Genomic DNA, 22,590 nt, shown 5'->3' with positions numbered 1-22,590 from the left:
AGTCACATGAGCAACAACAAAATATTCACACTTTTGGCCATCAATATTCTACTCGTATTTTCAATTATGGTCAGCATCTTCCCAATCGCACCCCTGATCAGCAGTGATCTCGGCATGACCTCCGGTGAGATTGGAACCATAGCGGGGATTGCCTCGCTGGTGATGACCTTTCTATCGATTCCATCCGGCGTGTTCGCGGACCGCTACGGGCGGAAGAAAATTATTATTGCATCCATGGCCCTATCGGCTGTGGCCGTATTCATGGTAGCCGCATCCCAGGGAGTCCTGCTGTTTACGGCGGGGTGGCTGCTGTTCGGCTTCGCCAGAGGTTTCGTGTCCACACCGATCTTCGCAGTGGTGATGGATGTGTGCAAGCCCGAGGAGCGGGGCCGGGCGATGGGCATTGTGTCCGGGGCGATTGGTGCCGGGTCGGTGCTGGGGTATGTGCTTAGCGGCCTGCTGAGCAATTACTTCGGCTGGCATACCTCCTTCGCGGTGCTGGCTTCACTGCTGCTGCTGTCCACGCTGGTTACCACAGTGCTGCTGAGGGAGACCGGGGTCAAGAATACAAGCAGAAGCATCGGGCAAGCCTTCAAAAGCTCCTTCAAATGGCTGGGCGTCCGCGAAATTCTGCTGGCAGGGATTGTCGGAACCCTGTGCTTCATGGTGGGTGTCTTCACCACCTTCCTGGTGCCGTTCGCGGCTAAGGAACAGGATATCTCCCTGGTGCTGCTGAGCTTGCTCTTCATTCCGTATGAAGCAGTAGCCTCGTTCGGAGCGGTTTTCGTTGGCTGGATCTCGGACAAGGTAGGCAGACATGCACCGCTGATCTGGGCCCAGTCGATCTGTGTAGGAGCGCTCGTGCTGCTATATGCGCTTGACTTCAATCCTTGGCTGCTAACCTTCGGCTATGCCCTGATCGGACTTACGGAAGGGCCGATTATTACTCTGGTCAACACGATTATTACGGATAAGGTCATCAAGATTAATCCGATGGAGATGGGCGCGGCCTTAGGAACCTTCCGGACCCTTCAGGGGGTCGGGATAGCGCTCGGGTCCACGCTTGGAGGCTTCTTCTACAGCAGGATCGGAACGCATCCCAGCTATCTGGTAGCCGCCGGGCTGATGGTGCTGACGCTGCTGATCTCACTTAGCCTGGGCAAGAAGGAAGAAGCAGGCGTCACCGAATATAAATCTGCGGGATAAGAGGTGCAGTATGAACCAGGTCTACACAAAAACAGTGGTCCATATGGATGAAGTGCCGGTGGTTCATTCCAGAGGAGGACAGATGCGCGTGCTGGCGAGTCCGGCGACTGTCGGGTCCACCCAGCTGATCATGGGCCATGTGCTGCTCCAGCCGGGAGAAGAGATCAAGGAGCATCTTCATGATTATGGCGAAGAGAATGTTTATGTCGTCCGGGGCCGGGGAACAGCGTTTATCGAGGATATTCCGCATGCCATCCGGGAGAATAGCCTGTTCATTGCGCGGAGGGGGGAGCGGCACCGGGTAGTCAATGAGGGTCCGGGCGAGCTGGAGCTGGTCTTCGCCACGGCACCGCTGGCTCCCAGGCCGGAGATTGGGCACAGAGAGGTCTAGCCTCCCTTCTTGGCAATACCAATTCTAAGCAAAGTGGTGAGAAAACAAACGTGAAGAGCGATCTTGTGATTGTAGATACCCATGCCCATTTCGCCGTCAAGGAGAATAAGAGCCTGGAGCTTAGCCTGGCCGCGGCCGGGACCGTCCCGGATTACAAGAAGCAGAAGGGCTTCGATGACCTGGAATATCTGAAGAAAATGGTAGGCGCTGGCGGAGACGGCTTCGTGGACGAGAACAATATGCTGGAGGATTACCTTGCTTGTATGGACGAGAATCAGATTGCCATGAGCTGGGTTCATCAGCTGAGCTTCGAGGATGTCTACGGCTATGAAGTGCTGTCCAATGAGAAAATTGCCGAGGCGGTCCGCGCTCACCCCGACAAGCTGCGCGGCTTCGCCAGCGTCAATCCGTATAAGGGGAAGGAAGCGCTGGCGGAGCTGGATTATGCCATTAAGACGCTGGGCATGCAGGGCTTCAAGCTGAACCCCAATGATTACGGGGGCTTCGTCTTGAATGACCGGGATTTGCTATATCCGCTATATGAGCGGTGCAGCGAGCTCGGCGTTCCGGTCAGCGTGCATACCGGGATTACGCCGGGCAGTATTTTTCGGATGAAGCATAACTACCCGATTCTGCTTGATGATGTTGCTGTGGATTTTCCGGACCTGACCTTGATTGTGGAGCATATGGGCCATCCCTGGAATGACCTGTGCTATTACATGGTGGGCAGACACGACAATATGTATGTGACGATTACGGCGGTAGCCAATATCCTGATTCACAATAACCCTAAGGTATTCCGGATGGAGCTGGCCAAAATGATCTCGGTCTGCGGCAGCCATAAGATCCTCTGGGGCTCCGACTGGACAGTCACTCCGAACATTGCCGAGGTGCTGAATTACATGCAGAAGGTAGTGATTCCGCTGCCCATGAAGCTGATGATGGGGGTGAAGGAGATCAAGCGGGAGGATGTCCAGAACATCCTGGGACGTAATGCACTCAGAATTATGAAGTAGGTGAGAACTTGGCAGTCCAGTTGATTGATTTAAGCGTGCCTATGGAGCAGAATCCGGGCGAGCTGGCCCCTTACGGGTTCGAGCAGACCGGCCATCAGGAGGGGGCAGACCGCTTCGCCCGCCAATTCGACGGGAGCCGGAAGGACTTCCCGGGCGAAGAGTTCCTGAACATGGAGATGATCACCGCATCCACCCATACCGGAACCCACTTCGATGCCCCTCTGCACTTCGGCTCCAGGAGTGAGGGAGAGCCGGCGGCATCTATTGACGAAGTGCCGCTGGAGTGGTGCTTCGGTGACGGAGTGGTGCTGGATTTCACCCATATCCAGGCGGGCGGGGCTATTGAGAAGCAGGATATAGTGCAGGAGCTTGAGCGGATCGGATATACGCTGAAGCCGCTGGATATTGTGCTGATCCGTACGGGTGCGGACCGGTACTGGGGGACCCCCCGGTATCTCACGGATTATCCGGGCATGAGCAGGGAGGCTACAGCATTCCTGACCGGGCAAGGCATCAGGCTGATGGGCATCGACAGCTACGGGTTCGACCGTCCGTTCAAGCATATGATCAGCGATTATAAGCGGACCGGGGATAACGCTTATCTGTTCCCCGCTCACTTCTGGGGAAGAGAACAAACGTATTGCCATATGGAGCGCCTGGCGAATCTGGAGAAGATTCCGGTACCCTTCGGGTTCAAAGTGGCTTGCTTTCCGATCAAGATCAGAGCGGCTGGTGCGGCCTGGGTACGGGCAGTAGCTATTATTGAGTAGGTCATTACAGGTTAAGTGAAACGAATCACATAATCCATGAGGAGGAATTAGGGATGAATTATGAATTTGAGCTTAAGGTTACGGGTGTTAAGGGACATTGCCGGGCAGGACATAAGGAAGGGGATATCATGAAGGTCTCCCCGCTGAACGCAGGCAATCTGTGCGGAACGGCCTTTCATGCGGTCTTCCCGATGCTGCTGGCGCTGAACATGGATGCGAAGCTGCCGTGGGACCCGGAGGGCAATATTGTACACTCGGCCTGCCCGGATCTGCGTAACCAGATGACGATGGAAATCCGCCGGATCCCGGTGGAGCCGTCGGAGGATTCTCCGTATGCCGGACGGATGCTGCAATCCAAATGAAGGGAGGCTGCTCCAGATGAATAGAGCGAAGCCATACGTTGAAATGTTCAAGGAGAGAGATTCGATCTGCGTCTCGCATTATCCGGTGCCGATCTCGCAGCACACAGAGCCTGAGGTCCGTTCGCTGATGGAGCTCGAACAGGTGAATACCAAGGATACACCGGTAGCGCTGTATCTGCATATTCCCTTTTGCGATGCGACCTGCTCGTTCTGCCCGTTCAACCGCTATCTGAAGCGGCAGGATCAGGTGGACCGCTACCTGGACGCTGTCCGGCAGGAGATGGATAACTATGCGGGTACGCCGTTTGGCAGCAGTATTACAGTCTCCTCCATTAATCTCGGCGGCGGAACACCCTCCTGCCTGTCCTCGGAAGAGCTGACCGGACTCCTGCAATATATGAAGCAGTCCTTCCGTGTGGAAGAGGATGCCATGATCTTCATCGAAGGCAACCCCCGGAATTTCACGGCGGACAAGCTGGAGGCCTTGGCCTTGCAGGGATTGAACCGGATCAGCGTGGGGGTGCAGACCTTCCAGGAGGAGCTGGCCGAAGTATTGGGACTGTATCACAGTGTCGAGGATTCATTCGCATTAGTGAAGAATGCGCGTAACAGCGGTATTGAGAATGTCGGCATTGATCTGATGTACAATTTGCCGGGCCAGACGCTGGATCAATGGCGGGCGGATATTCTCACCTCCATTGAGCAGGAGATTGACCATATCTGCGTGATTTCCTTCTGTGTGGTCCCGCATACGCAGATCGCCTCGCGTATAGCGGAAGGGAAGATTCCGGGAATTGGGGATGTCTACAGGGAGATTGAGCTGTACACCATCGCCAAGGAGATGCTGCTGGAGGCAGGTTATGTCCAGTACAGCGTGATCGATTTCGCCAAGCCGGGCAAGACGGACCGGCACGCTACCCTGTACTTCTCGGAGCAGGCGCATATGATTGGGATCGGCGCGGCTGCTTTTGGCATCATTAACGGCTATATGTATATCAACAGCGGCAATCTGAATGAATATATGACCCGCGTGCAGGACGGGCTGCTGCCGGTCAATTGCGGCGAGAAGGCCGACGAGCGGGAGCTGGCTCACGGGGCTATGGCTAAGGGACTGCGGATGCTGTCCGTTAACCGTGCCGAGTTCGTGAAGATGTTCGGGCAGGAGCCGGAGCAGCTGTTCCCGGAGACGATAGAGCGGCTGGTGCAGGACGGGCTGCTGATCCAGGATGCCGAAGGGATTCGGCTGACCGAGGACGGCATTATATGGGGCAACAATGTCAGTAAGAAATTTTTCTCGGCGAAATATGCGGATTACGGGCTGCAGCACCGGATGAAGCTCGCTAAGGGACGCCCGGTGCAATCGGTACAACCGGTACAATCGGTTCAATCATAAGGAGGGTATAGCTGATGAGCGATATGTTGATGAGAGTTAATCCGCAGGTCGGGGCCGCTTTTGATAGCATGTGCAAGTCGATTGAGGATACGGGGACGCTTGAGCCCAAGGTGCGGGAATTGATCCGGCTGGCTTGCGTGGTCACGGACCGTTCTGCCTACGGTATCCGGCTGCATGCGCTGAAGGCTTATGAGCTGGGGGCGAGCGCGGAGGAAGTGACCGAGACCGTGATGAATTGTCTGCCGGTGGCAGGGATTGAGGCTGTGTCTTCCGGTCTGGCTGCGGCATTGTCGGCCGTGGAAGCGAAGCGGGGTGTTCATCATGGCCGTTAAGACCACAACCCGTGAATCCTTCTACAACGTCTATCCCCATAGAGATCCAATCTGTGTGTCCCACTATCCCAACCCTGTAACCGAGGTTCCCCCGGCTGATATTTACGGAACGATGGGCCTTGGCGGCCAGCCGCCGGCGGATAATGTGGGTGCAGTCTATGTGCATGTTCCCTTCTGCGCCTCAGTCTGTATCTTCTGCCCCTTCAACAAGATGGCCTATCAGGAAAAGCAGGTGGAGCAGTACATGGAGGCTGTCAAGGCCGAAATCGGCATCTATGCCTCTTCTCCGTATGGTTCGCAGTCCACGATCAGCGCGGTGACGTTCGGGGGCGGTACGCCTTCGGCTCTGTCGGCTGAACGGATGGTGGAGATGCTGAAGAGTGTCCAGGCGAATTACCGGGTGACACCGGATGCGCAGATCTCTTTCGAAGGCAGCCCGGCAACCTTGACGCTGGAGAAAATGCAGGCCATCCGCGCCCAGGGGGCGAACCGGATCAGCATCGGCATCCAGACCTTCAACGACAAGATGGGGCATCATCTGCGGATGAGCCATGATTCCCGGCGGGCCTTCGAGGTGCTGGAGGAAGCAAAGGAAGCAGGCTTCGAGAATATCGGTATCGATCTGATGTACAACCTGCCCGAGCAGACTATGGAGGAGTGGCTGGAGGATGTACGTACGGCGGTGCGGCTCGGCATCGACCATATCACGGTATTTTCTCTGTGTGTAGTACCCTTTACTGCCCTGTTCAAAATGATCAAGGAAGGCAAGATTCCCCCTACCGGCAGCATCGAGCTGGAAGTGGATATGTATCTGGAAGCCAAGCGGCTGCTCCAGGAAGAGGGGTATGTCCAGTACAGCGTGTGGGATTTCGCCAAGCCGGGCTTCGAGGACCGGCATGTCCTCTTGTACTATACCCAGCAGAAGGATCTGTTCGCGCACGGTCCGGCGGCCTTCGGGTACGTCAACAAGCTGATGTATATCAACCAGGGCGATATCCAGGAGTACAGCGACCGGCTCCAGCAGCAGTTCCTGTCCGTCTTCATCGCCAGCCAGGCGGATGATCTGGAGGCGATGCACGGCATGATGGCCAAGGGCCTGCGGATGCTGTCGGTGAAGCGGAAGGATTTCGCCGGCATGTTCGGCTATCAGCCTGAGGAGGTCTTTGGCCGGACGATCGATGAGCTGGTAGCCAAAGGCCTGCTGGAAACGGATGAGCACGAGATCCGCCTGTCGGCGAGAGGCATTGTGTGGGGCAACAACGTCTGCAAGGAGTTCTTCTCGGAAGCGAACCAGCAGACCTTCGAGAGCCGTGTGAAGCTGGCACGCGGACAAAAGCCGGCTGAGGCTGCCGGAGAGGAGCTGAAGGGATGAAGCTGTCTGTCGGCACGAACTTTGATGACCGGTTGCCCATCCTGTTGAAGGATTCACATGTGGACGTTTTCTATGGCAAGCTGTCCTCTGATCTGGTGGGCGGCGGCAGACCAACCTTTGCACTGCCCACGATAGACCGGGCGAGGGTGGAGGAGCATGTGAAGCTCCTGCATGCCTACGGATTCAAGTTCAATTATCTGCTGAATGCGACCTGTCTGGATAACCTGGAGACCACGAAGGATTTCCATTACCGCCTGCGCGAGCTGCTGGAATGGATCGGCACGCTGCAGCCGGAATATGTGACCGTATCGCTCCCGATGCTGATTGATATGGTGCGCACCGCGCTGCCGGATGTGAAGATCAGCCTGTCTACCTTTGCCAATGTGAACACGCTGAGACAAGCCCGGTATTTCGAGGAAAAAGGCGTCAGCGAGATTACTCTGCCCGAGAGCCGGAACCGCGACTTCGCCTTCCTGGAGAGCCTGCGCAAGAATACCCGCTGCGACTATCAGCTCATTGCGACCAATGATTGTATGCTGGATTGCCCGATGCGCCACAATCATGCCAACTTCCAGAGCCATGCCTCACAGTGCAATCATGTAACGGAGGGCTTCGCGCTGGATTATTATATGCTGCGCTGTACGGAGCGCAAGCTCCAGCACCCGGAGGAGCTGCTGAAGTCGCAGTGGATTCGCCCGGAAGACATGTATATCTATGAAGAACTGGGCTACCACAAGTTCAAGCTGACCGAGCGGATGAAGACCACGGAGAAGATTGCGGCTACTGCGCAGTCCTACTCCGGGCGGAAGTATGAGGGGAACCTGCTTAGCCTGCTTAATTCGCGGATGGCGGAGGCTGACTTCGAAATGCCGAACTTCTCGAAGAATATCAAGGAGAATTTCGCACCGTCCGACAAAATGAGACAGGTCTACCGCCTGCTGTTCAGCTTCCAGGCCAGCATCGACAACGAGAGCCTGGAAGGATTCCTGGAGGGCTTCCGCTCGAAGCGCTGCGACCGGATGGACTGTGACAAGTGCGGCTACTGTGCCGAATGGGCCAGCCGGACCGTATCCATGGCGAAGCCTGGGGATGAAGCGCTGAAGGAATTCGAGCAGCTGTTCGCGGCGCTTGCTTCGGGAAGCTTCTTCGAGTCAGCGGCCGGGGCGAAGGCGGTCTGGAGCGCGGAGGGCGAGAGTCTTCTGGGCGCGGTCATTGGGCGCAAGCCCGAGTTCATCCGCGATATGGCCGGGCCTGAGATCCGGAAGAAATCCGAGGAGCTGGCAGCGGCCCGGGGAAGTGCCGAGGTCTTAAGGCAGGATGTTGCCAAGGCCAATGTACTGTGTACCCCGGCGGACTTCCGGATGTTCGCGCTTAGCGATCTGCGGGCGCTGGGCTTCGATACGGCTGAGCTGGACTTAGAGGAGGCCGCCGGATGAAGAAGATCATCGGGCTTGCCGGGTCCATGAAGAAGCACCACAGCTCCAGCGAATATCTGCTCTCCGTTGCGCTTGAAGCCGCAGCGGAGCAGGGGGTACAGACGGAGCTCCTGCGGCTGAATGATTACAACATTCTGCCCTGCGACGGCTGCGGCAACTGCATGAACGGCAAGCACTGCCACCTGCTGAAGGACCCGGAGGACCAGTTGACGGAGCTGTACGACAAGCTAAAGGAGGCGGACGGCTTCGTCTTCGCTTCCCCGGTCTACGCGCTCTCGCTTCCGGCCGTCTGGAAGAACTGGATTGACCGCTGCGAGCCTTGCAGCGATGAGGATCTGGACTTCGAGTACTACAATTATGACCGGGTAGCCGGGGTGAAGGGCAAAGCGTTCAAGGGCAAGGTAGCCGGACAGATTGTTGTCGCAGCGGGCCCGGGGCATGAATGGGCGCTGGCCTCGCTGATGCCTTGCTTCACGGCGATCAAGCTGTCGATGATTTCCAGCGCAGGCATCAGCCTGATTGAATATGACGGGCAGCCGGGCATCCGCAAGCGCTCCTGGAGCAAGCCGATTGAAGAAGCGGAAGAGGCGAAGATGATGGCCCGGGCGGTCGGGATGCGGGTGGCCTCCTCCTTGGGCTTCTCTTACTTCGATCTTCCTGCCGGACAGGCGGGAGTTGGGCAAGGACAAGGAAGCGGGACGCAGGATTCTATAGAGCGGAGCCAGGACTCTATGGAGCAGAGCCAGGAACGCGGAATGCAGTCCAATCCTTGGTCTGCCTTCACTGTGCAGGACGTCCGGGATGAGGAGGTTACGCTCGGTGAACTCGCTTCGATTCAGCCAAGGATCTTCGTCATCGGCGATCAGCAGGCCAGCCTCCGCTGCGGGCCGCTGCTGGAGCGGCTGAAGCAGCAGTTCGGCGGGAGCGCAGACTGTGCGCTGATTGCAAGAGTGGGGCAGCTGCCCCACTTCATCACGCATGAATTCGTGAAGGAGAAGACAGGCCAGACCGTTCCCGGCTTCACGCTGTACTATGACTGGGAGGATAAGCTGGCCTCGCGCTGCACCCTGGCGCCCGGACAGCCGGCCATTCTGGTAGGCAGAAGCCCCGGGGAGTGGCGGTTGTTTGCAGTGGATGAAGCAGACGGCCGGGATATAGACCGGGTCGTGGACTATCTGGAGGAAGCTGTCGTATGAGCGGCCCGGCCGGGAAGTTCAAGGGAGGATATACACTACATGTTGAAGACTAAGGGGATACCTTTATATTGCAGTATTCAGGGTACCGGGGAAGCCGTGCTGTGCCTGCACGGCAACCGTGACTCTTCGCTCGTCTTCCGGGATTTGGCCATGACGCTTGCACCTCATTATCAGGTGCTGTGCGCGGACTTGCGCGCACACGGCCTGTCGGAATACACCGGTCCGGCCTTCACCCTGGAGGACATGGTGGATGATATTCTCAAGCTGCTGGATGAGCAGGAGCTGAAGCAGGTCTCGATCATCGGGCATTCCCTGGGCAGCACGCTTGCGCTGCTGCTCTCCGCACGTGAGCCGGACCGGGTGAAGAAGCTGGTATTGATGGGGGCTGCCGCCACCTTCGCGGTTCCGTTCAAGCGGCCAGAGCACGGGGAAGAGATTACGCCGGATGCGGTGCGGCAGACCAATGCGGCGGCGGTTCCGTATTTTTTCACCGAGGGCCATGAAGCGGTTCAGCATCAGATTCTGGAAGGGTGGTCCCGGCTGCCTGCCGCGACCCACCGTCTGATGATTCAGATTAAGCATCCCGATCTCCGGCCGGTCCTGCAGGGCATCCGGCAGAAATCGCTGATTATTACCGGGGAAGCGGACCGGATTACGCCGCTGCACAAGGCGCTGGAGCTGAACCGGTATTTGCCCGACTCCCGGATGCATACGGTTCCAGGCGCCGGACACTTTATGTTTCTTGAGGCGGGCGGGGATGTAGCCGCTGCCACGCTCACTTTTCTTAAGGGGGAGTGAGTATGGGCAGAGTGCTGCTGATCTCGGCGAATACGGAGAAGCGGCCTCCTGTATTCCCGCTGGGTCTTAGCTATATTCACGCCAGTCTTGTCGCTTCCGGCTGGGAGGCAGGTATGCTGGACATGACCCAGCTGGAGTATACCCGGGAGGCCGTTACGAATTACCTTAATGCCTACGCGCCGGATTACATCGGCTTGTCGATCCGTAACCTGGATAATTGCTGCATGCAATATCCCCGGAGCTTCGTGGATCAGGTCTGCTTGATGGTGGATTGGGTGCGGGAATGGAATAGCAGGGCCAGTATCATTCTGGGAGGAGCGGGCTTCTCGCTCCTGCCCCGGCAGTGGCTGCAGGAGACGGGAGCCGATTACGGCATTGTCGGTGACGGCTGTGACAGTATCGTGGAGCTGCTTAGCCAGCTGGAAGCGGGGCAGGTGCCATCCGCAGTAAGCGGGCTCATGTTCAGGACAAGGGCTGGGGAATGGAATTACTGGTCGCCGTATGCGCCTGAGCAGCTGGATCAGGAGTATTACCCCAGCCGCAGCGGGTTTCTGCACAGCTATGATGTGGATCGTAGGGTCCGTCATAATGTATTGACCAAAAGGGGCTGTGCGCTAAGCTGTACCTATTGTGCTTACCCGTCACTGGAGGGCCGGGCCGTCCGCCTGCGGTCGCCGAAGGGGGTGGCCGATGAAATTGAGCAGATGGTGGTGCAGTATGACATCGGCTCATTTGATTTCGTGGACAGTGTGTTCAACTATCCCCTGGAGCATGCCGAAGAAATCTGCCGGGAGCTGATCGGGCGGACACTTCCGTTATCCTGGGGCTGCTTCCTGAATCCGCGGTTCTTTACGGCAGAATTCGCCGGGCTGCTTAAGCAGGCCGGGTGTACGGAGGTGGAGTTCGGCATTGATTCAGGCAGCGATATCTGTCTCAGGTCGTTCAAGAAAAACTTCCGGCAGGCCGAGATCCGGTCGGTGGTCCAGCTCTGCCGCGATCAGGAGCTGGACTTCAGCTTCTGCCTGCTGATCGGGGGGCCGGAGGAGACGCCGGAGACCCTGCACGAGACGCTGGAGCTGATGGAGGAGCTTGCGGTGCAGCGCATCTTCGGCTTGTTCGGCATCCGTATTCTGCCATCCACTGATATGTACAGCTATGTAGGTTCGCCGGAGCCGGATGAGCTGCTTCATCCGAAGTTCTTCATGTCCCCGCAGCTGAGTCTGGAGCAGGCGAACAGCATCTGTGCGCCGTACCGGGAACGCAACCTGGACTGGATGTTCATTTGAATGAGGAAGACAGGGTGGAGTGAAGCATGAGAATACTGGTCGTCTCTACGAATACACTGCTGAAGCCGCTGCCGGTCCTGCCCGTCGGAGCGGGAATGGTCTACTCGGCTCTGACCGCTGCCGGATTTAATGCACGCTTTTTGGATCTGGCTTTTGTGGCTGAGCCGCTGGAGACGCTCCGCGGGGAGCTGCGGGTCACCGGAGCGGATCTGATCTGCCTTTCGGTGCGCAACATCGATAATCAGGTGATCCAGCAGCCGGAGAGCTATCTCTCTTTCTTACAGCAAGTCATGCAGGTATGCCGTACCTGCAGTTCAGCCAAGGTACTGCTTGGCGGGGCTGCGATGCTGGTGATGCCGGGCGAGCTGGTGAAGGGGCTGGGGGCGGATTACGGCATCAAGGGCAGCGGGGGCGAAGCGGAAGCGGTGCGGCTGGCCCGTGAGATCGAGCGGGGGCAGGCCCCGGAGACAGGTACGGTTCGTAATGCAGATCCCGCCTATCATCCGGTGTACAGCCGTATTCCGCCGAAGCCGCTGTTCGCTCCGCAGTATTTTATCCCGAATCCCCGCATCAAAAAAGCCTCGATGGGCTACCAGGCCTCCAGAGGCTGCAGCCGGCACTGCATCTATTGCTCGGAGGGCTACATGAATGCCGGCGCCTGCCGGATTCCTGCGGAGCAGTTCGGCGAAGATATGAAGATCCTGGAGAATGACTATCAGGTGCATAATATTACTTTTGTAGACGGTGTGTTCAATCATGAGGTGGAGGAGACGGTGGAGTTCTGCCGGCTGATCGGCTGCACAAGCCCCTCGCTGGAATGGAGCTGCGCCTTGACCCCGGCTCAAGTTACGGAGGAATTGATCCGCTCGCTGAAGGAGAACGGCTGCCGCTTCGTGGACATCGGGGCCGACTCGGGTTCACGGCAGCTGCTCCGGCGGATGGGCAAGCAATTCACCCCGGAGCAGCTTGTTGAGCTGGGACACCTGCTGGAACACTATCAGCTTCCCTATTCGGTATCGCTGCTGTTCGGCGGGCCGGGAGAGAATGCGGAGACGGTGCAAGAGACGGTCCAGGTGGTCAATCAGATGAATCCGGTCTATATTCTGGCCAGCCAAGGCATCCGTGTCTACCCTCACACCGCACTCTACAATATCGCTCTACAGGAGCAGGTGATCCGGGCTGAGGATAACTTGCTTTTTCCAGCCTATTACCAGTCTAAGGACTACAGCGCTGACTTGCTCACCGATGCTCTGTCTGCATCACGCCACATCTATAAGGATATGCTTATGAATTCAATTGGAGGAAGGACTTGATAGAATGAACAAGCCTGTGTACCCGTTCCGTGAGATCGGGATAGGGCACTATCCCATGGGGAACACGCCGGTGTCGCCAGAGGACAGCAAACGGCTGCCGTCACTCATGAACTTGAATCAAGCCGCGGCAAGCTCCAAGCTGGTCTATGTACATATTCCCTTCTGTGACTCGATCTGCCCGTTCTGCCCGTACCCCAAGGCGTTCAACGAGCAGGGAGCCCGCAAGGATTATCTGGCTGCACTGTTCCGCGAGCTGGAGATGTACGGGATGACGCCGCAGATCCGCAATTGCTCAGTGGAGGCGCTATATATCGGCGGCGGGACGCCAAGCGTGCTGGACGAGGAAGAGATCACAGCGTTATTCGAGCAGCTACAGGCTACACTTCCTATGCATAATATTGAAGAGATCACATTCGAGGGCAATCCCGCCTCGTTCACCGCTGCCAAGCTGAAGCTGCTTCAGGCGCTGGGGGTGAACCGGATCAGTCTCGGGGTGCAGACATTCAACGATGAGCTGGGCAGACGTCTTGGGCTGCTTCAGACCGGTGAGGATTCCCTGCGGAGTATTCAGGATTCCAGAGAGGCGGGCATCGCGAACGTCAGCCTGGACCTGATGTACAATCTGCCGGGCCAGACGATGCAGGAATGGCTTGAGGATCTGGCGAAGGTAGTGGAGCTGGATATCGGTCATGTCACGCTGTTTCCGCTTAAGATCATTCCCGGCTTCGGTCTGGCGAAGCGCATTGCCAGCGGCGAGCTTCCGGCCTGCGGCGGACTTGAGCTGGAGCAGCAGATGTATATAGAGGCTTGCCGTTATCTGGAGTCGCAGGGCTATTCGGTGGAATCGACTTATGATTTCGTCCGGCCGGGAGGCCATCATGTGTATAGCCGTAAGCATTTTGACGATTACCTGGACCTGCTCTCTGTGGGACTGGGGGCGTTCGGCGATGTGGGCGGGTATGCCTACCAGAATGTAAAATTACTCCCTGAATATGTGAAAAATATTACATCCGGCGACCTGCCCATTGCATTAGGCTACGAAGTGAAGGCAGAGGATCTGCCTAACCAGTTCCTGGCGATGGGCCTGCGCCGTACAGCGGTTGACCGCCAGCAGTTCCGCCGCAAATTCGGCGTATACCCGGAGGAGCATTTCCCCGAGCTGTTCGACAAGTTCGTGAAGGAAGGACTGGTCGAGATCCGCGAGGACACCATCGCGCTGACGCGTTTCCACGGGCTGTTCTGGGGCAACAATGTATGTAAGGAGTTCTGCGAGGAGCAGATCAAGATGGCTTTTCCAAAATGATGGAGGGGTACTGAGATGAATAGTAAAGTAACCAAAAACGTCTTCTATGAGCATCTTCAGGAGGCCGGGAGGTTCGGGGAACTGGAGCAGCGTCTCATGGGCGAGTCGAACCTGCCGGGACCCCGGGCGAATCTGGGCGCGGCTTCCACCTTCGCGGATGCTTTCGCATCGGACTGGGTGGCCAGCGAAGCCTGGGAGCTGCTTGTGCAGTGGACCGGCAAGACAGAGGCGGAAGCGCCTACGGATGATCCCCGCGAGTTCCTGCCGTTCTGCGCGCTTCAGGCGATGGGCAGCTATTACCGCTATGCGGAGCCTGCCCGCCAGGAGACCATTCTGGAACGCTGCCGGGCGGCGATGAATGACGCCCGCTGGCGGATGCGCGAGGCGGCAGCGATGGCGCTGCAGCGCATCGGGGAGCAGGACTTCGGCGCGCTCCGCGCCTTGTTCGATGGCATGAAAGGCACGGCTAACGCGCTGGAGCAGCGGGCCTTCGTTGCCGCCCTGGCCCACCCGCCGATGCTGAAGGAGCAGTCCAATGTCCTGTATGCGCTGGAGCTGTCCGAGGAGATCCTGGACCAGATTGCCGCCGGGCAAATCCGCTACGGCGCGGAGGAATTCCGCGTCCTGTCCAAGGGTCTGGAATACGCACTTAGCGTATTCGTGGAACGCGCCCCCGAGCAAGGCTTCCGCATGCTCGCCAAGTTCGCAGTAACGGATGACAAGCGGATGCAGAAGATCGTGAAGTCCAACCTCGGCAAAGCCCGCCTGGCGAAGAAATTCAGCCAGGATGTGGAGCGCATTCAGGTGTTGATGAATGCTTGATGGGGGGAGCGCTGTTGACTGCCCGCGCTTGAAGGGGCGGGCAAGGGCTACTTGCTCTCGCCTGCGGTGAGAGCAAGGCTGCTTACCATTGCTGCAGGAGGGCCGAGCAAGACTACCAGCTGTCTCGTCTGGAAGCCTGCGAATCTGCCTCGCCCTCCCAATCTGCTCCTTAGCGGACCTGAGGGCCGTTATTTTCAAGAAAAGTTACCTTTTTTGCCGGTTTGCGGACTGTGGTGCACTTATTGTCTCTCTGCGAGCCCTCTTCAGGTGAAAAATGGGCAAATAAGGGCCATGGAGTCCGCGACAGCTGATAAAGTTGGATTTCTCGCGGAATAAGGGCCTCTGAGTCCGCTGGGGAGAGTGGGAGAAAGCACTACGCTGAGGGCATAGCCAAGTAGAGATAACAGAGATAGCCGGCCTGCATACTTAAGTATGCGGTACGGCTTATTTGTAGTGTGTTGGATACCCCCCGGGTGATACTGTGGTGGGACAATTTATGATTATGCAGAATATGGTCGAAGAGGTACAATAGAAACAAGAGCCGGTGCGAATGCCAAGCTCCCATGAAATCCCCGCGGGTTTCGCACCTCAGAATTTGTCGAAACTCTCAGGAATCGAGAGAGTACTGGGAAAGTCAAGAGTGGACAGATACCTTTTCGAGAATAGAACAAAGGGATAGCTAGAGAATGAAAGCGGATATAGCATAGGGTATGCTGTTTTTCGCAGTCGCACTCTATGTGAGTGCGTGGATTGAACTCAGAATTACTCTATTTCAATACATAGCTTAAACCACTCCTATCCTGATACCTCTACTTTGTGTTGTCCACTGTTTTCCAAAGCCGCAGCAAGCCGAGGCAAAGCTATACCTAACTTTTTCGCTTCCTGCACAACTTCATGTATCGCAAAGCCTGCTTTGCTATTGTTGTATTCCATGAAAAGGCGTGGCAAGCTGCCCTTTGCAAAAACCAGCTTGTTAAACAGCGTGCCGAGAAGTGCCGGCGGGATCTTAGTCAGCAGCAGAGAAGTCGCATCAGCTTTTCCGCCTCTGGCTTTTATTACCGGGATAATCTCCCTCATATTCCTGCCAACATTTGCGAAGGAGTCGCTATAATCCAAGATTGCCGGAAAACTTCCCCGTCTCAACACCTCGGTCTCCATCGCCGCATTCATGGCAAAGTGATTCCATAGCCAGTTTTGCATATCCTTGATCCAACGAATTTTAAAATGGGCACTTTCCAATAGCTCTTTGACCTTGTTATTAATAGTTTCAGTGCCTACCCGTGGCTGTTCCAGAAACAGCACTTTTAAAAAGCCGCCTCTAAGCCTGTTGTCCTCAATGCCACCGCCGCCTCCCGGGAATCCAAAGACCACATTGTTCATAGACAAGGGTGAGATCGATGATTTCAAATCCTGCCAAAGGTTATTAAAGATGAGGACAGGCGTGTTCCCAGCAGTAGTCGATAATAGTTGTGCTGCTGCCGGAAGCTGCTCCGTGTTGACACTTACAATAATGAGGTCATAATCTGGTCGGATCTCCTCATGCAATTTGACGTTCCAGTGTTCTTTTATGAGCTGTTTCCCTTTTCGTGCGTCCCACATTTCAAGCTCGATGCTGCTGCCGAAGGTTTCTTTTCTCCCTTGTCTAACGTAGAACTCCACTGTATGTCCTGCCTGTTCAAAAGCCCAAGCATATTGGGTTGATATGACACCTCTGCCGAAAAATAAAATTCGCATATTAGCCTCCTGAGCCTATATATTAATCCTGGTTGATAATCCAACAGCGTGTTGTATAATGTCATTGTATAGGTCCGCTATACGGGCATCAACCATCAGATTTTTAAAATCTGTCGTGTAATCGGTGTACAGAACCTGGAGGCCAATAATGAATAAGCAACCTGAAATTACGGATAAAACAAGACAAACCTTCATCAATGTATTCTGCGATTTATATAGCCAGAAACCCATTGAAAAAATAACCATCCAAGAGATCGCTAAGCGATCAGGATATAACCGCAGTACCTTTTATCAATATTTTACGGATATCTATGAGTTGTTGGATTACGTGGAAGAGCGTGTTTTTAGATCCATTAAAGAGGAAATGGCAAGCAGAGAGTTCTCCACACATACCTTCCAAGATGCACTTCAATGCCTGGAGAATGCAGAGGAAATTTCAATCCTGAAAGCCCTCTTGGGCGACTATGGTTCTGTTCATTTTATCGAACATCTGAAAAGAGAAATTCCTTTTGAGCGATTAATTGTCGACCTTCCGGCAAATGAAGCTTTAGCACCCTATATCATTGAGTTTTACATATCCACACTAATGTCGATGTTTCGCCTGTGGATACGGAATGACAAAGATCTGTCGTCGGAAGAATTGGTCAAGCTGATAGATACCCTATTTACTAATGGGATTGGGACGACGGTGATTCCTTAATATGTTAAAATACAACAATGATATGATGAGGAGGATTGTCCTACGGTAAAAACTCAGATCAGACAGCTAACCGTCCAAGACCGGCCTTTTGTATACTGGCATGTGGGTGGTTCCCGCCTCACGTTAAATATTTCGCCCAAGGAAGATAAAACCAGCCAATTTGGGTTAAGCAGTGGTAGATCCTGATTCTGGGGGCTCTCTGTGATAAGATAGGCTGAACAAACGTAGAGGATAGGATGCCATGAAAGCGTTAAAGTCCATGTACTATCAATTCATAAGGGAACCGCTATGGTTTAAAGTGTTTATATCTTTGACTTTACTTGCTTCTATTCTCTTTAGCAGTTCAATATTTTCGGATCATGTCTATTCTAATATGATTGCCAAGTTAGCGGCCGCAATCTTCTTTGGCTCGTATGGAATCAAAATGCGCCGGAACCGTCAAATTTCTGTTATTTTCTTTGCACTAACTGTTTTGAGTATTATTCTTGTACTTATGCAATTTTCAGAACTAAACTAAACCAACAATTAAAATAATATCGAGAAGCCATTTCGTGACATGAATTCACAACTCTTGTCTTAATGGGGGTCCGCAATATGAATCTTAGGCCGATAAAATTCATTTCAGTTCTAATCTGTTTTGCATTGACGGTATGCGGATGTGCTGGCTTGAAAAGCAAGGGCACGGAGCATGTTACGGCAAGTGATTTCATTATTTCCTTGAACGTTAGCGAAGTGTTGAAGCGTCCAGAGACTGGGGTTATTAAATATTTTCAAAACCGTCGTGAAGATTTTGAAATTCTAGGCAGTTATCTGTTAGAAAATGAAAAAGTGTTCCAGACTCGGCCTGTCATACTTCAACAAGATTATTCCATCGAGAACATCCAGGACCCTGAAATTCAACAAATCGCTCAAACATTGTTTCGAGAAGGTATTGTAAAAAGGATATCCTCCTTAAATGATGCCCCTAGTAAAAGTATTGACTTTTTGTTTGATGCCGAAGACAACTTGTATCAACAAGGCATAACCTACCTCAGCCTACCAGAGATGGCCAAAGGGGATCCTTCGAAATTCAGCTATGTGAAGGATTATAAGAATCTGGGCGGCGGCTGGTACTATTATGTCTTCCATTATGACAAACTTAAAAATGAAGATGAGTTTCGGAATCTGGCTTGGGCCCAAATCTCAGACAAGGAAAGAAGCACTTTAACCACGCCGAAAGAGAAGGCCAAAGTGATCCTAGAGTCTGGAAAAAACGTTGGCTATTGGATGGATGACAGAAAGTTAGATGTTGTTGTATCCGTTCAACTTGATACGGAAATGAACGGCCTACTGGGACCGATTACAATGTTTTTTGATCCAATAACCAAAGAGTTGATCGGGGGCAATCCGCGGTTCTAATAGGCTGGAGTAAGGTTTGCTTAATAAAATCATGTTAAAATTACTTCATTATCGTGAGAGGAGCTACAAAAATGAAAATAAGTAAACACAGTGCTGAACACTATATTTGGGGCGACAATTGCGATGGTTGGCATTTAGTAAAGAATCAAGATTTAAGTGTGATTCATGAAAAAATGCCGGCACATACTTCTGAAGTAAAGCACTATCACCAGCAATCACGTCAATTTTTCTTTGTTTTAACTGGTACAGCGACCCTTGAGATTGAAGGCGATGAGATTACACTCAATTCACAAGAGGGAGTAGAAGTGGCTCCGTTGGTAACTCATCAAATGTTCAACAAGTCAAATGATGAGATAGAATTTCTTGTGATTTCTCAACCTATAAGTAAGGGCGATAGGGTCGTAGTAGATTAGCTCTTTACGATAACTGGGATGTTAGTTCATTACTGTGCAGAACGAGTTTGGTTGTACATAATTTGTAATTCTTGAGGTACTGATTAGAAAAAGAAAAATAAATTTTGGGGATTGATAGTATGGTAAACGGAAAAATATTAGGAATCGCATATAATGTAATTCCGGTTAAAAATATAAAAAAATCTGCAGAGTGGTTTGTCCATCACTTTGGCTTCAACATTAGAAACGATAGAGGAAACTATCTAAGCTTATTCCGGGATAACCGTCCAATCATAGATCTAGTTGAATCTGATAATGACACTAGAGCGGTTTTTGAGGTGAATGGACGGCCCCGGTGGGTTGTAACATTTTTTACAGATGATATTGACTCGTTGCATATGAGGCTAACATCTGAGGGAGTTACGGCTAGACCCATTAGCGATGAAGGTATTTACGGCAAGTTTTTTGTTTTTGAGGATCTGGATGGGAACCTATTTGATGTATGGGAGCATAAGGATTGTGAGTTGAATTTTTAATCCGGTGAAAAGGTAGTCAGCAAGACAGTGGCCCCCGCTTTATTTCTTCGCTGTGGTAGGTCCATGTTCGTCCGTTCTCCGCTGTACCGCTGCTAAATCTGAATTTCCATCCATATTCAAATCCCCTTCCCCAACTCGGTGAACCCGCAGAAGGTTAGTGGTTCCGGCGCAGCCTACAGGGACTCCGGCGGTGATGAGCACCAAGTCGCCATTTTGCACGTATCCGGCAGACCTCGCCAGTTCAACAGCGGCTTCTACGGCTGCATCGGTGCTGGAAGCAGATTCGTCACGGAGCATAGGAATTACACCCCAGGTCAAGGAAAGAGCATGCAGCACGCTCTCCTTAGTGGACACGGCGATGACCGGTGCAGCGGGCTTGTGCTTGGCGATCATCCGGGCGGTAAAGCCGCTTTCGGTCAGGGCGAGAATAGCCTTGGCGGAGAGCGCGAGGGCAGTGCGGACAACGGATTCGCCAATGGCGCTGGTCACGTTGGTGCCAGTCTCGTTACTCTTGCAGTTGGAGCGGCCGTAGCTCCCCAGGACGGACTCAGCGCGGGCGGCGATGCGGGCCATGGTCTCGACGGACTCCAGCGGGTACTTACCTGCGGCAGACTCACCAGACAGCATGACAGAATCGGTGCCATCGAAGATAGCGTTGGCGACGTCACTTGCTTCTGCACGGGTCGGACGCGGGTTCATCTGCATGGACTCCAGCATGTGAGTGGCGGTGATAACCGGTTTTCCGGCCAGGTTACACTTCTTGATCATGTCTTTTTGAACCAGGGGCACCTCCTCCACCGGCAAGTCCACACCCAGATCGCCGCGGGCAACCATTAGTCCGTCGGCTACGTTCAGGATGGCGTCCAGGTTCTCCAAGCCCTCGTCATTTTCAATTTTGGCGATGATTTGGATATGGTCGGCCTTGTGTTGACTCAGAATATGTTTAATCTCGAGAATATCTGCAGCTTTGCGGACGAAGGATTGAGCGATGATGTCGATATTCTGCTGAGCGCCGAACTTGATGTGCAGGATGTCCTTCTCAGTTACGCCTGGAAGACTGGTTTTGATGCCGGGAACGTTGACGCCCTTGCGTGGCTTCAGCTTGCCGCCGTTCTTGACGAGGCAGGTAATCTCGGTGCCTGCGGAATTTACGACTTCCAAACGCACTAGACCGTCATCGATCAGGATGCTGCTGCCAGGCTTCACGTTTTGGGGTAACTGCTTATAGGTGACTTGGATGCGGTCCTTCGTGCCGAGCACTTCCTCTGTGGTTAGAACCACGGTTTCTCCTGGTATCAATTCCACGTACTCCGAGGCCATTTTGCCGATACGAATTTCCGGACCCTTGATATCGAGCAGGACGGCCACATATTGGTTTAGTTCCTTGGCTGCTTCCCGGATGTGGCGGATGCGCTCTGCGTGCTCCTCCAGCTCACCGTGGGCTAAGTTCAGGCGCGCGACATTCATACCGGCTTGGATCAGCTTACGGAGCATTTCGGGGCTTTCGCTGGAGGGGCCGATGGTACAGACGATTTTAGTTTTACTCATGAAATTCTCTCCTTCATTGATAAATTATTTAACCTTGTGAAAATTTTCCTTTATCCTTACAATAAAGCATAACGATTCATCAGAAAAATATATATAATTTCGTTCTTCATCAATTTTGATGTAGGAGGCAGGTCATCTTATGAATCTTCATGCCCTTAAAATATTTCACACCATTTCTGAAAAAGGCGGAGTCACCCGCGCTGCGGAGGAATTGCGGATCAGTCAGCCTGCGGTTACGGCTCAGGTCCGTAATCTGGAAAAGGAATTAGGCATACAGCTGTTAGCCCCCAAGGGGCGTGGTATCTTAGTGACCGATGCGGGTCAGATGCTGGCCAGCCATGCCAAACGATTGTTTGCATTGGAGCGTGAGCTGGATGAGGCAGTGCGTGAATACAAGGCCGGGTTCAGCGGCATCTTGCGGATTGTAGCAACCTATCTGCCCGCTAATCTGCTGCTGCCGGAATGGCTGGCCCTCTACAAGCAAGAGCATCCTTCCGTAGAGGTGGTCTTGAATACTGCAAATTCTCGGGAAGCGGTGGAGGGGCTGCTACAGTACGATGCCGAGGTAGCCGTATACGGAGGCGGCTGGGAGGAGCAACCGGGCATTGAATGGGAAGAACTTCTGGAGGACGAGCTCTGGTTCATCGTCCCGAGAAACCATCCATACGGCGGACAGGAAATTACTTTAGCGGAGATGATGAAGGTTCCCTTCATTCTGCGTGAAGAGGGAAGTTCTACCCGGGAGCGTCTCTTCTCTTTATGCCGGGCTTTGAACGTGAGTCCTCCCAAGGTCGGTCTACAATTTAATGGGGTGAACGAGATGGTTCGGGCCGTCATCGCGGGTTACGGGGCCATCTTCATTTCCTCCCTGGCGGTTAGGGATAATGTGGAACGCGGGGAAGTGGAGCGTGTGATGGTTAACGGCACTTCGCTGCTGAATCCGATTGCCGTCTGTACCCGGAAGCAGGAGGAATTGTCGCCAGCGGCGGCAGCATTTCTCTCACTGGTCCGGGAGCAGTCGAAAGGATGGGCAAGAAATTAACTGTTCTGCTTGCAAAAGAAGAATGGCACTATTAAGACGTTATAGAGAGAAGATTGCGGTTACGCACATCAGTTTAATACGAAAATAAAAGTCGGGATGCGACTGATGCACCCGACTTTTTTTCATTCCCGGGGGTGACAAGGCCTCTGTCTTGTCATGCCTGTTTTTCGAAGATAAAGAGAGGACGATCAGAACATGAATGTGGAAGTGTATACGTTAAATGCGTTTGCGAAAAGGGTGCAGG

General features: G+C 53.8%; 22 protein-coding genes. 20 read left to right on the top strand and 2 right to left on the bottom strand.

Annotation, left to right across the window (positions count from 1 at the left end; translation table 11 throughout):
• The first annotated feature begins 6 nt into the window (after positions 1–6).
• The 15 genes from MKX42_RS28290 to MKX42_RS28220 are packed head-to-tail and all read left to right on the top strand — an operon-like array spanning position 7 to position 14,996.
• Complete coding sequence (locus MKX42_RS28290; RefSeq protein WP_340756357.1) at positions 7–1,206, top strand: MFS transporter; 1,200 nt, start codon at positions 7–9, stop codon at positions 1,204–1,206.
• A gap of 10 nt (positions 1,207–1,216) precedes the next feature.
• Entirely contained in the window at positions 1,217–1,597 is a 381-nt protein-coding gene (locus MKX42_RS28285; protein ID WP_036723287.1) for a cupin domain-containing protein, read from the top strand.
• A gap of 50 nt (positions 1,598–1,647) precedes the next feature.
• The gene (locus tag MKX42_RS28280; RefSeq protein ID WP_340756356.1) at positions 1,648–2,613 is read left to right on the top strand and encodes an amidohydrolase family protein; all 966 of its coding nucleotides are present in this window, start codon (positions 1,648–1,650) and stop codon (positions 2,611–2,613) included.
• 8 nt (positions 2,614–2,621) lie between these two features.
• Positions 2,622–3,383, top strand: a complete 762-nt coding sequence (locus MKX42_RS28275) for a cyclase family protein (RefSeq protein WP_340756355.1) — start codon at positions 2,622–2,624, stop codon at positions 3,381–3,383.
• A gap of 53 nt (positions 3,384–3,436) precedes the next feature.
• Entirely contained in the window at positions 3,437–3,745 is a 309-nt protein-coding gene (locus MKX42_RS28270; RefSeq protein ID WP_036697299.1) for a TIGR04076 family protein, read from the top strand.
• Between the two features lie 16 nt (positions 3,746–3,761).
• On the top strand, positions 3,762–5,138 hold the full coding sequence (gene hemW / locus MKX42_RS28265; RefSeq protein WP_340756353.1) for a radical SAM family heme chaperone HemW: 1,377 nt from the start codon (positions 3,762–3,764) through the stop codon (positions 5,136–5,138).
• Between the two features lie 14 nt (positions 5,139–5,152).
• Positions 5,153–5,470 (top strand): carboxymuconolactone decarboxylase family protein, encoded by a 318-nt coding sequence (locus MKX42_RS28260; protein ID WP_209991696.1) that lies wholly within the window; start codon positions 5,153–5,155, stop codon positions 5,468–5,470.
• On the top strand, positions 5,460–6,842 hold the full coding sequence (gene hemW, locus MKX42_RS28255; protein ID WP_340756352.1) for a radical SAM family heme chaperone HemW: 1,383 nt from the start codon (positions 5,460–5,462) through the stop codon (positions 6,840–6,842). Before MKX42_RS28260 ends, hemW (MKX42_RS28255) begins: the two co-directional genes overlap by 11 nt.
• Positions 6,839–8,278: a U32 family peptidase gene (locus MKX42_RS28250; protein ID WP_340756350.1), complete on the top strand. Its 1,440-nt coding sequence runs from the start codon at positions 6,839–6,841 to the stop codon at positions 8,276–8,278. The genes hemW (MKX42_RS28255) and MKX42_RS28250 overlap by 4 nt, the downstream gene beginning before the upstream one ends.
• A complete protein-coding gene (locus tag MKX42_RS28245; RefSeq protein WP_340756349.1) occupies positions 8,275–9,474 on the top strand; it encodes a flavodoxin family protein in 1,200 nt (399 codons plus the stop codon). The genes MKX42_RS28250 and MKX42_RS28245 overlap by 4 nt, the downstream gene beginning before the upstream one ends.
• Before the next feature lie 39 nt (positions 9,475–9,513).
• Positions 9,514–10,272 carry an alpha/beta fold hydrolase gene (locus tag MKX42_RS28240; RefSeq protein ID WP_340756347.1) on the top strand — a complete coding sequence of 253 codons (759 nt, stop codon included), beginning with the start codon at positions 9,514–9,516 and terminating at the stop codon, positions 10,270–10,272.
• Between the two features lie 2 nt (positions 10,273–10,274).
• Complete coding sequence (locus MKX42_RS28235; protein ID WP_340756345.1) at positions 10,275–11,558, top strand: B12-binding domain-containing radical SAM protein; 1,284 nt, start codon at positions 10,275–10,277, stop codon at positions 11,556–11,558.
• Between the two features lie 26 nt (positions 11,559–11,584).
• Positions 11,585–12,871 carry a B12-binding domain-containing radical SAM protein gene (locus MKX42_RS28230; RefSeq protein WP_340756343.1) on the top strand — a complete coding sequence of 429 codons (1,287 nt, stop codon included), beginning with the start codon at positions 11,585–11,587 and terminating at the stop codon, positions 12,869–12,871.
• A gap of 4 nt (positions 12,872–12,875) precedes the next feature.
• On the top strand, positions 12,876–14,174 hold the full coding sequence (hemW, locus tag MKX42_RS28225; protein ID WP_340756341.1) for a radical SAM family heme chaperone HemW: 1,299 nt from the start codon (positions 12,876–12,878) through the stop codon (positions 14,172–14,174).
• 15 nt (positions 14,175–14,189) lie between these two features.
• Positions 14,190–14,996, top strand: a complete 807-nt coding sequence (locus MKX42_RS28220) for a hypothetical protein (protein WP_340756339.1) — start codon at positions 14,190–14,192, stop codon at positions 14,994–14,996.
• Between the two features lie 795 nt (positions 14,997–15,791).
• On the opposite strand, the gene MKX42_RS28215 is transcribed toward MKX42_RS28220, so the two are convergent.
• Positions 15,792–16,730, bottom strand: a complete 939-nt coding sequence (locus tag MKX42_RS28215) for a ketopantoate reductase family protein (RefSeq protein ID WP_340756338.1) — start codon at positions 16,728–16,730, stop codon at positions 15,792–15,794.
• 148 nt (positions 16,731–16,878) lie between these two features.
• Here MKX42_RS28215 and MKX42_RS28210 point away from each other — a divergent pair, with 148 nt between their 5' ends.
• From MKX42_RS28210 to MKX42_RS28195, 4 genes are all read left to right on the top strand, one after another.
• The gene (locus MKX42_RS28210; protein WP_036723305.1) at positions 16,879–17,430 is read left to right on the top strand and encodes a TetR/AcrR family transcriptional regulator; all 552 of its coding nucleotides are present in this window, start codon (positions 16,879–16,881) and stop codon (positions 17,428–17,430) included.
• 666 nt (positions 17,431–18,096) lie between these two features.
• Entirely contained in the window at positions 18,097–18,828 is a 732-nt protein-coding gene (locus MKX42_RS28205) for a hypothetical protein (protein ID WP_340756337.1), read from the top strand.
• Positions 18,829–18,899: 71 nt separating this feature from the next.
• A complete protein-coding gene (locus tag MKX42_RS28200; protein WP_339222760.1) occupies positions 18,900–19,241 on the top strand; it encodes a cupin domain-containing protein in 342 nt (113 codons plus the stop codon).
• Between the two features lie 119 nt (positions 19,242–19,360).
• Complete coding sequence (locus MKX42_RS28195; RefSeq protein WP_339222762.1) at positions 19,361–19,756, top strand: VOC family protein; 396 nt, start codon at positions 19,361–19,363, stop codon at positions 19,754–19,756.
• 39 nt (positions 19,757–19,795) lie between these two features.
• Here MKX42_RS28195 and pyk read toward each other — a convergent pair whose 3' ends face one another.
• Complete coding sequence (gene pyk, locus MKX42_RS28190) at positions 19,796–21,304, bottom strand: pyruvate kinase (RefSeq protein WP_340756336.1); 1,509 nt, start codon at positions 21,302–21,304, stop codon at positions 19,796–19,798.
• A 139-nt stretch (positions 21,305–21,443) separates the two neighbouring features.
• Here pyk and MKX42_RS28185 point away from each other — a divergent pair, with 139 nt between their 5' ends.
• On the top strand, positions 21,444–22,346 hold the full coding sequence (locus tag MKX42_RS28185; protein ID WP_340756334.1) for a LysR family transcriptional regulator: 903 nt from the start codon (positions 21,444–21,446) through the stop codon (positions 22,344–22,346).
• Positions 22,347–22,590 lie beyond the last annotated feature (244 nt).

It is taken from the genome of Paenibacillus sp. FSL R7-0204 (assembly GCF_038002225.1).
GTDB lineage: Bacteria > Bacillota > Bacilli > Paenibacillales > Paenibacillaceae > Paenibacillus_AQ.
The sequence above is the reverse complement of the archived record's forward strand: the minus strand, read 5'-3'. Positions and strand labels throughout refer to the sequence as shown.